This is a genomic window from candidate division WOR-3 bacterium (assembly GCA_039802005.1).
Taxonomy (GTDB): domain Bacteria; phylum Hydrothermota; class Tepidihabitantia; order SM23-42; family JAOAFX01; genus JAOAFX01.
Window position 1 is genome coordinate 98,507 of the sequence record JBDRVV010000003.1, and the last position, 15,196, is coordinate 113,702.

At 37.3% G+C, this 15,196-nt stretch carries 11 protein-coding genes; 4 read left to right on the top strand and 7 right to left on the bottom strand.

What is annotated here, in order from left to right; genetic code table 11:
• Positions 1-5 precede the first annotated feature (5 nt).
• Genes ABIL69_01845 through ABIL69_01855 form a run of 3 tightly spaced genes read right to left on the bottom strand, consistent with a single transcriptional unit; the run spans position 6 to position 2,883 of the window.
• Positions 6-527: a 3-isopropylmalate dehydratase small subunit gene (locus tag ABIL69_01845; GenBank protein ID MEO0122732.1), complete on the bottom strand. Its 522-nt coding sequence runs from the start codon at positions 525-527 to the stop codon at positions 6-8.
• Positions 518-1,768 carry an aconitase/3-isopropylmalate dehydratase large subunit family protein gene (locus tag ABIL69_01850; protein MEO0122733.1) on the bottom strand — a complete coding sequence of 417 codons (1,251 nt, stop codon included), beginning with the start codon at positions 1,766-1,768 and terminating at the stop codon, positions 518-520. The genes ABIL69_01845 and ABIL69_01850 overlap by 10 nt, the downstream gene beginning before the upstream one ends.
• The gene (locus tag ABIL69_01855) at positions 1,765-2,883 is read right to left on the bottom strand and encodes an isocitrate/isopropylmalate dehydrogenase family protein (protein ID MEO0122734.1); all 1,119 of its coding nucleotides are present in this window, start codon (positions 2,881-2,883) and stop codon (positions 1,765-1,767) included. The genes ABIL69_01850 and ABIL69_01855 overlap by 4 nt, the downstream gene beginning before the upstream one ends.
• 145 nt (positions 2,884-3,028) lie before the next feature.
• On the opposite strand from ABIL69_01855, the gene ABIL69_01860 reads away from it, so the two are divergent.
• On the top strand, positions 3,029-3,361 hold the full coding sequence (locus ABIL69_01860; protein ID MEO0122735.1) for a hypothetical protein: 333 nt from the start codon (positions 3,029-3,031) through the stop codon (positions 3,359-3,361).
• Between the two features lie 64 nt (positions 3,362-3,425).
• Here the strand turns inward: ABIL69_01860 and ABIL69_01865 are convergent, their stop codons facing one another.
• From ABIL69_01865 to ABIL69_01880, 4 genes are read right to left on the bottom strand one after another with little or no spacing between them, the layout of a single operon-like run.
• Positions 3,426-7,268: a C25 family cysteine peptidase gene (locus ABIL69_01865; GenBank protein ID MEO0122736.1), complete on the bottom strand. Its 3,843-nt coding sequence runs from the start codon at positions 7,266-7,268 to the stop codon at positions 3,426-3,428.
• A gap of 3 nt (positions 7,269-7,271) precedes the next feature.
• Positions 7,272-7,439, bottom strand: a complete 168-nt coding sequence (locus ABIL69_01870) for a Trm112 family protein (GenBank protein ID MEO0122737.1) — start codon at positions 7,437-7,439, stop codon at positions 7,272-7,274.
• On the bottom strand, positions 7,418-8,905 hold the full coding sequence (locus ABIL69_01875) for a glycosyltransferase (protein MEO0122738.1): 1,488 nt from the start codon (positions 8,903-8,905) through the stop codon (positions 7,418-7,420). The genes ABIL69_01870 and ABIL69_01875 overlap by 22 nt, the downstream gene beginning before the upstream one ends.
• A complete protein-coding gene (locus ABIL69_01880; GenBank protein MEO0122739.1) occupies positions 8,902-10,077 on the bottom strand; it encodes a hypothetical protein in 1,176 nt (391 codons plus the stop codon). Before ABIL69_01880 ends, ABIL69_01875 begins: the two co-directional genes overlap by 4 nt.
• 95 nt (positions 10,078-10,172) lie before the next feature.
• Between ABIL69_01880 and ABIL69_01885 the strand changes: the two genes are divergently transcribed.
• The 3 genes from ABIL69_01885 (at position 10,173) to ABIL69_01895 (ending at position 15,196) form a co-directional block, all read left to right on the top strand.
• Entirely contained in the window at positions 10,173-10,886 is a 714-nt protein-coding gene (locus ABIL69_01885) for a hypothetical protein (protein ID MEO0122740.1), read from the top strand.
• A gap of 73 nt (positions 10,887-10,959) precedes the next feature.
• Positions 10,960-13,707, top strand: a complete 2,748-nt coding sequence (locus tag ABIL69_01890; protein MEO0122741.1) for a FlgD immunoglobulin-like domain containing protein — start codon at positions 10,960-10,962, stop codon at positions 13,705-13,707.
• 76 nt (positions 13,708-13,783) lie between these two features.
• The gene (locus ABIL69_01895; GenBank protein MEO0122742.1) at positions 13,784-15,196 is read left to right on the top strand and encodes a C1 family peptidase; all 1,413 of its coding nucleotides are present in this window, start codon (positions 13,784-13,786) and stop codon (positions 15,194-15,196) included.

A 15,196-nucleotide genomic window follows, 5' to 3' on the forward strand; every position in this document is an offset into this window, starting at 1 on the left:
TTTTCTCACCTGTATTCTGATTTCAAATAATTTAATAATCCACCCGCATTTATTATAGCTCTTTCAAGTTCTGAAATCGGTTCGGCTTTGTATATCTTACCTTGAGTGATATTTTTGATTTCGCCACTGGCAATATTTACTTCAAGAATATCACCATCATTTATCTCTTTTGCCTCTTTCAATTCAAGGGTCAATAATGCGGTATTAACACAATTACGATGGAAAATCCGGGCGAACGACTCGGCAATTACCAGACTTATACCCGCTCCTTTGATCGCTGTTGCTGCATGCTCCCGTGAAGAACCGCAGCCAAAATTCTTTCCCGCAACAATTATATCACCCGATTTCACATTCTTTAAAAATTCCTCTCCCCTATCAGTCCCTTCCATTGCATGTTTAGCCATCTCTGATTTATCAGTCAGAGGAAGATATTTACCAGGATAAATCTGATCGGTATCAATATCATCACCAAATCTCCAGACTCTACCCCGATAAACTAAATTATTATTAATACTATTTAATTCCATAATTCCATCGGTGATGTTATTACACCACGCACCGCACTGGCAGCTGCGGTAGCGGGCGAAGCGAGATAAACTTCACCGCCTTTGCCAATCTTTCCGATAAAATTGCGATTAGAAGTGGAAACCATAACTTCACCTGGTGCGAGAATTCCTGGATGCCCTGTTGTACATAAAGAACAACCCGGATTAACGACAACTGCACCGCTATGTAAAAATATCTTATAAAATCCTGCCTGCTCAGCCTGCTGGGCGACCTCGTGCGTTGCCGGTACGATTATCAACCTTACATTATTGTTGATTTTTTTGCCTTCCAGTATTTTCGCAACAATCTTCAAATCCTCAAAGCGTCCATTGGTACAGGAACCAATAAAAACCTGGTCTATCTTTCTCCCTGCCACATCAGCAACATCTACCACATTATCTGGAGAATGAGGACAGGCAATCTGAGGTCTCAAACTTGTAATATCAAACTCATAAATCTTTTCATATTCTGCATCATCATCTGCATTTATGGGTTCAATATTTTCTACATTATGGGTTCTCAGAAATTCATATACGGTCTCATCCGTTTCCATAAATCCAATATCACCCGACATCTCCGTGACCATGCTTGTCATTGTAATGCGCTCATCTAAACTCATCATCTTTATAGTTTCACCGCAAAATTCTACTGCCCTATTTAGCGCACCACTCGTTGTCAAATTTTTAAGAATATACAATATCACATCCTTTGCTGTCACCGGATATTTTAAAATCCCGTTAATGACCACTTTTATCGTCCTCGGTACTTTAAACCAGAGATTGCCTTTATAAAGTGCCCCGGCTATATCGGTTGTGCCCATTCCAAAACCTGCGGCACCGATTGCACCCAGCAGGTTCATATGACTATCAGTGCCGATAACAATATGCCAGGGTTTTATCAGACCGTTTTCCATTAGAATATGTTGTCCGACACCAGTATTAACATCAAATAATTTTACGCCCTTTTCTCGGGCAAATCTTCTTAAAATCTGCTGGTTCCGTGCAACTTTTTCATCACGCGGTGGGATATGAAGATCAAAGGTGATGACAACTTTTTTATTATCAAAAACAGGCGCATTATTAAAATTTCCTTCAAATTCTTGTACCACATTCGGACCACCAAAATCCCGCATCGCCACGATGTCTACATTTGCCCATATATATTCATCCGGTTTAACTTTTTTCCCACAGGCACGGGAAAAAATTTTTTCTATTATTGTCATAATTTTTCTGCTATTGCCTTCGCCATATCAAGAGTTGTAGCACTACCACCCATATCATAGGTTTTAACTCTACCTTCTTTAATAACTTCAGCCACCGCATTCTCAAGTTTCTTTGCGAGTTCTAATTCACCCAGCCATTCAATCATCATCTTCGCCGCAAGTATGGTTGCAATCGGATTAACTTTATACATACCTGCATACTTTGGTGCTGAACCATGAGTTGGCTCAAATACCGCAAGTTTTTCACCAATATTTCCCGAACAACCAAATCCCAAGCCACCAACCATCTGCGCACACAAGTCAGAAACAATATCACCATAAAGATTGGGTGCCACAAGCACATCATAATTATGAGGATTTTTTAATAACCACATCATAATCGCATCAACATTGGCATCTTCAAATTGGATTTCCGGATACTCCTTTGCCACCTCTCGGGCGGTCTCTAAGAATAATCCATCAGTCGCCCGGACGACATTTGCTTTGTGAATGACCGTTACCTTTTTTCTTTTATTTTTTCTGGCATATTCAAATGCGGCACGGATAATTTTCTCTGAACCCTTGCGGGTATTAATTTTGCAGGATATAGCTAATTCCTGTGCACTAAAATTTTTGAATGGTTCAAAATTTTTGGAAAGATTAATTAGTAAATTTGATAATTCTTCGGGCACCGGATAAAATTCAACACCAGAATATAGGTCTTCTGTATTTTCCCTGAAAACAACAAGGTCAATACCTTCTTTATAATTTAAATTATTGCCCGGATATGCCTTACAGGGTCTCAAACATATATAAAGGTCAAACAACTGTCGCATTCTGACAATCGGCGAGCGATAAACAAATCCCTTTCCTTTTAATTCTGGAACCAATTCAGCCTCAGCCTGTTTTGTGGGTTTTGAAGTAATTGCACCGAAAAGTGCTGCATCCACATTCTTTAACAAATCAATCGTCCTTTTTGGTAATGGATCTCCTTCTTTACACCAGAATTCCCAGCCAATATCACCATAAATATATTCAGCATCAAGTTCTAATTTATCAAGCACTATCTTTGCTGCATCCAGAACATCCTTGCCAATTCCATCTCCTGGCAACCAGGCAATCTTATATTTTGGCATTACACCTCCTCTCAGGTTATCATTAAAAACTTAAATATTCTACACAAAAATTTAAATAAGTCAATGATTATTAAAAAAACAAAATAAAGATTTAGCCTTGACTTAAATATCTTTTTATATATCATTATTATGATAAGGGGGTAAAATGGAAAAAAAGTTCACAGCATTGCGCGTCGTTTCGGTTATCTTTAAGGTACTCGCATGGATTGTTGCAGTGCTAACGGTAATCGGATTTATTGTAATGCTCGTTGGTGGAGCAGCAATGAGCAGTATGATGAGCAGGGGTTATGGCGGCTATGGTGGTTATGGCGGTTTAGGTGCGTTGGGTGCCTTTGGCGGAATTGGAATGGCATTTTTTATACTTATCTACGGAGCCCTCGCCTTTGTCAGTCTGCTCGCGGCAGCAGATATGATTCTTGTAATCCTCGCGATTGAAGAGAATACAAGGGCTTTGAAACCACCTCAGGCCGGTGCATAATGATTCATCTATGAAACTTCAGGGGCAGAAAAATCTGCCCCTTTTTTATTCTAAATAAGAATTTTTACCGTGCTATTATAAACTTCTCAATTTTTTTATCAGTTCCGGAATTTCCCTCAGCAAGGATATTAACCAAATATACACCATTACTCAAATCATCCCCATACTCATCTCTGCCATCCCAGAATTTTTGATTATAGCCCGCATGACAGGAAAGTTCTGGTAAGACCTTAACCAATCTGCCTGCAATCGTATAGATTTTTATCGTTACCTTTGCGCTTTGCGAAAGGACAAATGTAATCCATATACCTTTATGATGTTTTACAGGATTAGGATATATCAGAACATTCTCTATTGAAATGCGCTCATAGATATTAGCATTCAATAGAATCTTTTCAATGGTTTGATTATAACAATTATCACTTACATAGACGGTTATAGATTCTTGTGGATTATCAAGTGTAATTTCGGTTTTGAATTCTCCTTCTGAATAGGAATTTTGATTGTAGATAAAATTATTACGCAAATCAACACGATTTAAGACATTATCCTTGCCCACATACAAAAAGAAACCACGTGCGTCTTCTTTAGAATTTAAAAGGTTAATTCCACTTTCATCAGAGACAATTCCGGTAAGCGTAAAAGTCTTATCCACCCAGTCTCCATTTTTTAATTGTCGTGCACCATCATAGAATAATACTTTAGGACCCTCCTGGTCAGTAGTAGGCATTACAGTCCCCCAGACACGGATAGAATCAAGTGTACTACTTGTTTGGTCTTTATAACCACTCAATTTAATCACAGGTAAATGAGTTGTTGAAATAATTGGTACAGCAAATTGTGCGGTATCAATCGTCCAGTAACCATTATAAACTTCTTTACCTTCTATTCGATAATCAAAAATTAAAGTATCCTGGGTGTTAGGGCCTACACGCACCGTGCGTCTTATATGGCTGCTTATTTTATTTACGGTAGTAGGATCAATCCATTTGATATGCGTGGTATCTTTAATATATGCAGTCAAATAATATGGTTTTTTATCAGAAAGTACTTTCAATTTCTCTAATGGCCTTATTGAGTCTTGAACTGTTTGAATATTGAAATTCTGTTTTACCTTTCTTATTTTAGTCGCCGGGTCACCAAGCATCAAATAGGTGGATATACCATTCCCTCTGTGTTTGGCAATATAATAACATTCACCCATTGTCAGATTTGTATCGGGATGCGTAAAGAGTCTAAAAAGTTCAATACCAATCGGTTGATTTGTACTTGTATTTGAAGCAGCGTGTGCACCCATTGTGCCGATCGCCCCCTGTTTCATTCTCACAAATTCTTCAGCAATACACTCATGGTCTGAGTCATCAAATCTACCCACTGTGCAGGAAGCAAAATAGAAGAAGAAAAATCTCCTTCCATTATTCACCCTTGGTATATCGGTTTCTATAAATAATTTTTCATGGGCAAGTTGATGGGTATTACCATGCCCAAAGAAACAACCAATCAAGGCACCCTTATTGAGTTCCTTGATAAAATCTTCTGTCGCAAGGGGTTTCACGGTATTCACATCATGAGGAGGAAATGGTAAATAACTCAGCATATATATTTTAGCCCGATCATATAACAGATTTGAGACAAAAGAATTAACTGCCTCACAGGCAGAAGAATGTGTAGTTCCTTCCCACCCATTTGCATATTCATCATCTGCAGAAAGTATGATTCTTCTATTCCATGTTCCATCTATATCACTATTCTCATAGGCAAATACTTTATCAATAAAATCACGGACTTCCTTGTTGGTACGGACAGTTATTCTGCCAAGAACCATTGCCTCAGTCCCGAAGAAATTCACATACTCACCCTCGTAGATATAGTTAGGTGGGATCCCTGGATTACCCGAAAGTGTTGTCCCGGTCTCATACATTGGGACATAATTCGGTGGATTCTCCTTGCCGAGGTTATTTTTGTAATCATAGGTAGCATCGCCAACGATAAGGACATACTTTGGAATAGTAGACCAGTTATTGTATGTATGATAAAGAAAATGTTTAATTGCCAATGGGTCATATTTTCCGAAAGAAAAGTCATCAAATATTGCATCTACAGTTACCACCTTTGTAGTATATTCCTGCCGGCGATAATTGACCAAAGGCATTATTGAGTTATAAAAATTTTTGTGGGTTATGATCAAATATTCAGATCCATTGTCCACAGTTCTCAAACGACCCGGACTGACTGGAATTAGTTTTGCATCAATTGCTGATTTTAATTGGGCAGCATACAATAACTGAAAAGAATCACAATTGCTGGAAAATGTGATATTCTTCCCACTCATCAAAAAGTTATCAAGCATCTTTGGCTGGCGTAAGTCGGTTATATCAATGATAAATGGTTTAGAATTAACATTCTTGCATCTTATTGAATAATCAACAGGATTTTTGAAAAAACAATGAAAAGGCTCAGTCATATCCGCCAAACGATTGTATTCTATATCAAAACAATTCAGGTAAACTGTAAGTCTTGTCGTGTCGGGTGGTAACCTTCTAACCCAGAATTCAAAAATAGAGGAATCCTTATTTAAAACACAGGTTCCTGATAATTTGACCGGGGGTAAAGACATCGTCTGCGGCAGGACAATAGTATCATTGAAAAAAGATTGACCGTCCAGAATTAACCTATACCAGAATGGCTGGGGACTCGGACTCATAGAATCAAATATTGATACAATAATATTTGCATTACCAGAAGCATATTTATGGTTTAGGGGGACTCTCACAACCGTACTTTCAGCAGTGCCCAATGAAAAATCCATCCAGTACCAGTTTATTCCAGAACGTGTCGGATTATGAATATCCTCTTCAAAATGCAGAATTTCTTTAACGACGGTATCCGGGTTTGAATTATTCGAGGTTGCATTCACCTTTTCCATTCTCTTTCCTAACGCACCACCAAATGTAAACCAATATACATTATTTTTTGCATAGCCATTTTCATACCATTTCAAAAATGTATCTGGAACAAAATGGCTTGCAGGGAAACCGTAGAATATTAAATAATCATCTTTATCAAAACTATGGTCTTCTTCACCCTCAACAAATACAGGAATTTCTATGAGGGAATCAGGGAACTGCTGGAGCACATTTTTGGGCAATAGTTCAAATGCTGCATTGTATACCTTCATTGTTTGCGGGTCAAGTTGCCGCGGGTTTATCCCTGCCTTTTTTAGCTCATCATACCCTATTTTATATAAACCTTCTTTATCTACTTCAATCTTAAACCATATGTTACTGACTGAAAATGGATTCTTTATTGTTTGTTCTAACCTTTCTCTACGCCAATATTTACACTGATCATAATTTATTATTACCCTCTTATAAATTTCCTCAAAAGAATCATTAAAGAGCGGTACCACCTTTGGTTTACCTTTAAATTTGACTGTGATCTTCAAAACCCGCGAAATTATAATTTCTTTTTTAATAGGGTTATAGCGTACCGGATTTATTTTTAAACTAACTGTATTAATATCACGGAAATAATTAGGAGCAGATACTTCAATTATGTTTTCGGGATAGAGATGGTCTTTCTGATAGACTTTAGATACCTGATTATTAATCTCACCATAATCTCCCTCATATATTGCAAGTGACGGTACCGGCTTTATATCTATTCCAGAGTAAATTTCAGTATGATGTTCTATGACTCTCACATCCACATCGCCTTCCTGGGGAATGCCTACAAATAAATTTAAAGAAGGTACATCGGGTTCACCGGGCTGGGCAAATGATGTCGCCCCGCTGAATTTTAAATTATTTAGTTCTATTTCTCTCCCGTAAAAATTAATCTGGATGCCCGCATCGCCCAGATTATTTACACTAACGGCAGAAATGATAAAGAAAGAAATGACAAACATAATTTATCCTATCTTTTTTGCTTCATCAATAAGCATTATTGGAATGTCATCCTTTATAGGATAAGCAAGTTTACAATTGTGGCATAGAAGTTCTTCTTTTTCTTTATCATATTCAAGGTCACCTTTACATTTCGGACAGCATAAAATTTCTAAGAGTTCTCTCTTGAGCATAATACCTCCTGTGGTTTTGTTAAAACAAATTTATCTTTAAATGAATTATAGCCGAGGTGTAAATAACCAAAACCGTATGCGCCCAAAAACGGCAAAAGAATATACTGACTATTGAAGAGCGCATACAAAAAGGTAAAAAAGATATAAAAACCAATAGAAATTTCTAAAAACGGAATTAAACTATTAACCTCAATTATATATCTTTTATTTTTTACCCCGCCACTCTTCGGAGTTCTTGTAAAAACAATGTTTTTATTTAGCAATGCTTCAATGACTGCCTTGGTATTTGAGATTGTCAATCCCATACTATAGGCAATAACACTTGCGATATATGGAATTCGTCTTTTGTAATCAGTATAACTGAATTTTTGAGAGAAGAAATAAAGCAAAGGATAGCCAAATGCACCGATCGTAAAGAAAGAAGCGAATGTGTAGTAGGAATCAGCAACAATCTTCTCTACCTTGAAATAAATTATCGGGAAGGAAAGCAAACCTAAAAGTAACATTGCAATAAAATTTATGTGGCAGGTAAGGTGAACAAATGCTTCGTATTTAACGAGAGGTTTCAAATCGCTTCTGAGCACATCTTTGAGCAATTTAAGTGCAACCTGGAATGTTCCTTTTGCCCACCTGTTTTGCTGAATGCGAAAACTATCCGCATCATCGGGTAATTCTCCAGGGACGACAACATCACCACGATATTTTATTCGCCAGCCCTTCAACTGCACCCGATATGAAAGGTCGAGATCCTCGGCAAGTGTATCCCCTGCCCAGCCGCCACCATCCATTATTGCAGCCTTGCGCCATACTCCGCAGGTTCCATTGAAATTTATAAAAAGCCCAGCCTTATTCCTTAATTCCTGTTCATTGATAAAATGGTTATCAAGTCCAACCGCCTGACTCTTTGTAAGTAGCGATTCTTCCACATTAAGATGTCCCCATCTTGCCTGAACCGCTCCAACCACTGGATCATCAAATTCGGGCAAGAGTTTTTTGAGAAAATCTCTTGGTGGAACAAAATCAGCATCAAAGACTGCAATGAACTCACCCTTAGCAATCATCAAACCATATTGAAGTGCACCCGCCTTGAACCCCTGCCTTGTGCCTCTTCTTATATGTTTAATATCATAACCGATTTCTAATTTTTCTTTCAAGATATCATCAATTATTCTCGTAGTCTCATCATTAGAATCATCAAGAATCTGAATTTCAAGTTTCTCTTTTGGATAATCAATCATTAACACGCTATTTATCAACCGTCTCACGACAAATTTTTCATTATAAACAGGCAATTGTATGGTGACATTGGGATATGTTTTTAAAATCCCAGGGACTCCAATTATTGTTTTATCACCTTTTTTCTTCCTGAATTTGAAATGTAAATAAAGCAATACATAAGAGTGCATTGAATAAAATAATAAGACAAAGAGTACTATTGTATAGACAAAAAGTACCAAACTGGTCAATCAGACCCCTTGGTTGCTGGCAGTATCTCCATTTTAAATAAGGGTTGAGACATAAATGCCTTGTATTTAAGAATTTCAAGATATTCCATATCAGGATATATGATAATTTTATCCATTTTTTTATCTTTGTCAAGTCTTGCGGTTGCAATTAGAACGCTGTCTATCTCAATGGCAATCTCCTCTGCCGGCTCAATCTTCTTTTTTAATTTTATTGTGATATAAGGGCGGGAAAAAGCGTCAAAACTCAAATTAGTAGATTTTATAATTCCGTAATCATATTTGATATCTTTTAAGTAGATTGTCTGATTAACATTTCCTTTAAGATAGGAAATACGGGATGCTTCGTTGCTATTGCGGGCTACATGATAAATTGTGGTGATTCCAGGGGCGAGTAAATCCCTAATATCATGAATATTATATTCTCCAGGTACTCTAAGAATTATCTTACTACCTTCTTTATTCAATCTCCAATTTAGTTTTAATAATTTTAAACGATTCTTTATTTTCTTGACAGCCTGTTTCTGGTTTATTGAACTATCAGGTTTAATTTCATAATTTTTTATATCAATATAAGGCGGTGTAATAATTCTGTTATGATTATAATCATCAATTTTCAATCTCCAGTAAACACTTGAATCAGGTAATCCCACCCAGAGCATTTCAGGTAGATATGTTTTGCGTGAGATCTCAATATAACCAATCATCTCCCGCCACCTATCCGGTGCGAGAAAGGGCAAAGTAGCATTAGAACGGAATAGAAATTTATCATTTTCACTTAAAAGTTCAAATTTGTTAAACTCAAGAATCCTTTTGACTTGGGCATATATATTTGATTCTTCACCCCTTGCGGATTCTATCCACCTACCTTCCTTTTTTGACCATTCCCTGTCGTTTATCCCGATATATTCAAAATCAATTATCGTATCGCCATAATCCCAAGTTCCTTTAATATATTCCGCCCGACCAATAATACAATCGCCCTTTGCAGATATTCTTGCATAAGCTGTATTCAGCTCATACTCATATCGGAAGGATTTTTGATAGGAAAGATTCTTCATCCAGAACTTTACATCTTCCTTGGGGTCAGGTGAATAGACAAATTTCGGGGCACAATGCATTAGCAAAGAAAAAGCCAAGAAAATTATCAATCTTCTTCCATATTTTATCTGCATAGCTTATTATAGCCAAAAATGATAGAATATCAAGTCAGAAGTGCCCCTTGACAAAAAGATTTTTATAGGTAACATATATACATTAGGGGGTGGCAATGAAAAAGTTAAAAATAATTTTCCCAATATTATATTTTGTAAGCGTTATTTTATTGATAATACATTCTGATTGCAAAAATCCGGACGAATACAAACCGAAAGGTGATTCATTGCTTCCACCTCCTGCTCCACCAAGACTACTTACCCCACCCGACAGTTTTGTTCATATGCCATTTGGTAGCCCAAGGCTCATTATTTCATGGGAAAATATAGAAGATGCAGAAATATACGAAATCAATTTTGTTGCAGAAAAAGGCCGCACATGGACATTACAATTAGATACTAATGCATTAATCCAGAGTTGGGCAGATACTTTACTTTTTGATAAGTATAAATGGAAGGTAAGGGCATACAGTTCAAAATGGGATTATTATACAAACTGGTCTGAAGAATGGCATTTTGAGGTGAATTTTCGTTTTTTGCCACCGACTCCACTTTTTCCAAAATTTGACACAAGTTTATATTTTGACTCTTTACCCGCACCTATAACATTCCACTGGACAGAGGTGACCAACGCACAGTATTATAATATTAGATTGTATAGAGACACTACATATCTATTTGATTATAATGTATCTACTAACTCGGAAACTATAATAATTGATACAAGCGGAATTTACTACTGGCAGGTCCTCGCTGGAAATAAAAACTGGCAATACGACACAGGATGGTCTTTTAAATCTCGCTTTAGAGTATTTATAGGGAAAAAATAGTTTAGATTTCTGACGCAAATCTTGTCCTTGACATCAAAAATCCTTTAGATATAATCAATTGAAAGGGGGCTAAATGTTCAGGTTTATTGTCTTTATTTTCGTTATTGGTTTTGCCTTTTCAGGCATACTTAAAGATGATAATCTACCCGGAATAGATATAGAAATTTCTAATAACGAGACGAGATACATAACACCTACTGCTATGATACCAAAATTTTTGCCCCAGACGGTTAAATATAATCCTTCCCGCGCCGAGACTTTATGGGTTGACCGCAATCATCAATATGCTATTGCAGAACATGTTTCAATTACTGGAAATGGTATGTTTATCCAGGCAGGTTGGTGGTTAAATAATAAAAGGACAAGTTTATATAGAACACTCGGAAATAACACTCCATTATGGACTTTTCCCTTACCGCTTACCGAATGGTATATTCCGGTTGATGTATCTTCAACCGGAGAAGATATAGCCGTCGGCTCTACGGGTGAGCCATTTTATAGTTTTACTGCGAATAGTGCGGCTCCTAAATGGCGTTTTAACCTTCCACCAGGTTACAAAATTGCTACAAGTTCTCAGGGAACATGCGTTGCAGTTAGTGAAAATGGTTCAATCTATGGGGTACTTGCAAGTGCATCGGATGTAGCTAAATTATTTATCTTCAATCAAAACGGTGACACAATACGCACAATCACATTTTCTCCCAATAGCGGTATTTACGGACTTGATATTTCCAATGATGGCAATGTATTTTGTATCTCAACTTATTATGCAACATATATTTATAATCTTAATGGGACAAGACGCGACTCGCTCTATAATTACGGACAGAGCAGTGCAAAAATTTCTGGCGATGGAAAATATCTCGTAAAAGGACATTTCAATGGAAGAGTGTATCTCTATCGCTGGACCGGTTCTAATTATACATTAAAATGGGAACATTACACGGGTCACCCCTGGGTTACTGCTGTAGCAATATCTGATAACGGTGCCACAATCATGGCGGGGACATTCCAGTATAGCCCGACTTATTCCGGAAAGGTTTTGATGTATGATTCAACATCCTCAACACCGCTCTGGGAATATAGTCAGTATGGCGATTATATTGATGAGTGTGCCCTTTCTGCCAACGGAGAAAGGGGTGCTGCAGTATCATGGGGACAATACCAGGGAACATTTGGAGATGTACTCACAGTCTTTAATAAATCATCCTCCACGCCAATATTTCAGTTATTAGACGACATTGATGAACCTGGTTCATTAACTTCAGTAGATATTTCAAAGGATGGTTCATTCGTTACTGCTGGCGGGAAAGCAGTCCACGCAAGAGAATTTGGAAACGGTGGCGAGTTATATGCTATTAGGATAATTGACCAATTAGCAAACGATGTCGGCGTGAAGAGTATTAACTCGCCAGGGAATTTTTTACAGGTTGGACAGTCAATCGCACCGCAGGCAACGGTAAAAAATTATGGAACTGCTTCTGCCAGTTTTTCTACATACTATTTTATTTATGATTCTCTCGGCGCTGTTCTTTATCAATCAACCGCTTCAGTAAACAATCTCCAGAGCGGTGCAGAACAGGTACTGAACTTCTCGCCCAACTGGACAGTCCCTGCTTACGGCAGATATACGACCGTTGCCTATACTGCTCTTTCAGGGGATCAATATCCTGCAAATGATACACTAAAAAAGGGTAGTATCTGTTTCCATGATGGTGCAGTATCAAGGATTGAATTTCCATTCGATGAACTGACTTTGAATTATACAAGAGCGCCTCGTGTTACAATCACAAATAACGGCAGTTATTCAGAAAATATACCCGTGGTATGTAAAATCTATGATGCTGGTAATAACCTTGTTTACACAGGTAATGGCCAGGCATATCTTACACCGCTCCAGTCCAACACGATCTGGTTAAACCCTGCCTGGGCACCTGCAACAACCCAGATACATTCTGTTTATTTCTACACTAATGTAAATGACGATTATAATCGTAGTAATGATACATTAATGAAACAGGTCAACATAACGACGGAAATTTTATATGATGATGGTAACCTTGATGTCTATGGTTATGTATCCCCGAACTTCTATGATAACAAGTTTGCCCAGAAAATGATTCCCTGTTTGTCCGCACCATTTGTTATAACCCAGGCAAGGTTTTTTGCAAGCACATCTTCACCCATGCTCATATCATTAAATGCTGATTCTTCAGGACTACCAGGGCTTACCCCTGATTATTACATTGCACCACCTGAAACGATATTTCCTCCAGGGAGCGGCTGGGCAGTAAAAAGCTATTCACCACCAATCGTTATAAATAACTCAAATCCCTTCTGGCTTGTCCTTCACTGGCTCTCAAATTCACCAAGTGCCCCTTATGTCGGAATGGATAACGCAATCCCAAGGGACAGCGTATCATACTGGTACTGGACCGAACCGTCAAATTATGGATGGCATACCTGGTATCCCTATGATTTTATGATGCGCGTCACTACAGACTATGCACCAGGTATATCTGATAATAAAAAAACATCTGCGGAAAAATTTATGCTCTACCATCCTTTTCCCAATCCGTTTACTAATAAAGTCAGAATCTTATTCTATTCACCAGAGCAAAGAGAGATTAAACTAAATGTCTATGATGCAACAGGCCGTCTGGTAAGGTCATTAATAAATGGGAAAATAGAAAATGGAAGACATCTGATTATATGGAATGGAAAAGATAACGAAAATCGAGAAGTGAGTTCTGGGATCTATTTTATTAAAGCGGATTACGCAAACAAAGTTTATACTGAAAAGGTCATTTTAATGAAATAGTTCATATTTTTAAAAAACATAACCATAATTAAAACCCTTTCAAAGTGGTAATAATAAATAATAGAAAGGAGCAACTATGCGTTTTGATAAAATCATTTTGCGTATAACAACGCTGTCATTTATGTGTCTTTTCCCTGGCTATTGCCAGTACCTTAAAGACGCTGGGATAAACACCGTGATACTTAACGAATTGAGGTCTTCACTCAATCTAAGTATAGAAGACACAGCACTAATCAACGCCCTGACCAATAACGATCTCCATGAATTGACATTGAATAGAGAATTTCTAAAGAACCATAATACACTGTTCAGTAATAAGATTGAGACCAAAGGGATTACCGACCAGAAGAATAGTGGTAGATGCTGGATATTTGCAGGATTAAATCTGTTAAGGCCTGGTGTTATAAAAAAATACAATCTAAAAAATTTCGAATTTTCTCAGTCCTATATCGCATTTTACGATAAACTTGAGAAGGCAAATTTCGTCCTTGAATTTGTGATACAGACAAAAGACCGCGACATATTAGACCGGGAACTAAGCGAAATCCTTGATGAAGGTGTCCAGGACGGTGGATACTGGAGTTGGTTTGTTTCCCTTGTCGAAAAGTATGGTCTGGTGCCAAAGGATGTCTATCCTGAAACTTATCCTACAAGTAATACCTGGTTGATGAACAGGGTGATTAATGAACAGGTCCTCGCTGGAGCAAGCATGATAAGAAAAATGGCAAAAGAAGGGTCGGATGATAATGACCTTAGAGCCCATAAGTTAAAAATACTAAAAGAAATCTATAAAATTCTTGTGATGAATTTCACAGAACCACCAGAAAAATTTATCTGGCGATATGAAGATAAAAATGGGAAAATATTCGAGACAAAAATTTATACTCCTCTTGATTTCTATAAAGAGACAGTCGGGGTCAATTTAAATGATTATGTCTCATTGATACATTATCCAGGGCGGGAGTTTAATCGTCTTTATGAATTTGATAATTGTCGCAATGTCTTTGATCTACCCAATCCACAAAGTGCCAATGTTAATATTGAAATCATAAAGGAGTTGGTAAAAAAATCTATTTTGAATAATGAACCTGTATGGTTCGCCTGTGATATAGGAAAAGGGAGTGACCGTAAAACAGGGATCTTGAGTTCAAAGATTTATAATTATGATGCCCTATTCAAGCCAGCATTCAAAATGGATAAAGAAAATAGAATATTTTATAGATTTAGTTCTTCCAACCACGCAATGGTGCTACTGGGAGTGGATATTAAAGACAATAAAATTGTTAAATGGCTTGTTGAGAATAGTCATGGTAATGATGAAGGTGAACAGGGTTTTTATACAATGTATAATGATTGGTTTGATGATTATGTTTATGAAGTAATAATTAATGTAAAATATTTGCCTGACGAAATAAGAAAAATTTTTGAGCAAAAACCAATCCATCTACCCCTTTGGGACCCTATGGCTGAATTGCTGAAAGTAGAATAG

Excerpts from the sequence above, each read along its gene's own strand:
- ABIL69_01845 (MEO0122732.1), bottom strand. The coding sequence starts at position 527 with ATGGAATTAAATAGTATTAATAATAATTTAGTTTATCGGGGTAGAGTC.
- ABIL69_01850 (MEO0122733.1), bottom strand. The coding sequence starts at position 1,768 with ATGACAATAATAGAAAAAATTTTTTCCCGTGCCTGTGGGAAAAAAGTT.
- ABIL69_01855 (MEO0122734.1), bottom strand. The coding sequence starts at position 2,883 with ATGCCAAAATATAAGATTGCCTGGTTGCCAGGAGATGGAATTGGCAAG.
- ABIL69_01860 (MEO0122735.1), top strand. The coding sequence starts at position 3,029 with ATGGAAAAAAAGTTCACAGCATTGCGCGTCGTTTCGGTTATCTTTAAG.
- ABIL69_01865 (MEO0122736.1), bottom strand. The coding sequence starts at position 7,268 with ATGTTTGTCATTTCTTTCTTTATCATTTCTGCCGTTAGTGTAAATAAT.
- ABIL69_01870 (MEO0122737.1), bottom strand. The coding sequence starts at position 7,439 with ATGCTCAAGAGAGAACTCTTAGAAATTTTATGCTGTCCGAAATGTAAA.
- ABIL69_01880 (MEO0122739.1), bottom strand. The coding sequence starts at position 10,077 with ATGCAGATAAAATATGGAAGAAGATTGATAATTTTCTTGGCTTTTTCT.
- ABIL69_01885 (MEO0122740.1), top strand. The coding sequence starts at position 10,173 with ATGAAAAAGTTAAAAATAATTTTCCCAATATTATATTTTGTAAGCGTT.
- ABIL69_01890 (MEO0122741.1), top strand. The coding sequence starts at position 10,960 with ATGTTCAGGTTTATTGTCTTTATTTTCGTTATTGGTTTTGCCTTTTCA.
- ABIL69_01895 (MEO0122742.1), top strand. The coding sequence starts at position 13,784 with ATGCGTTTTGATAAAATCATTTTGCGTATAACAACGCTGTCATTTATG.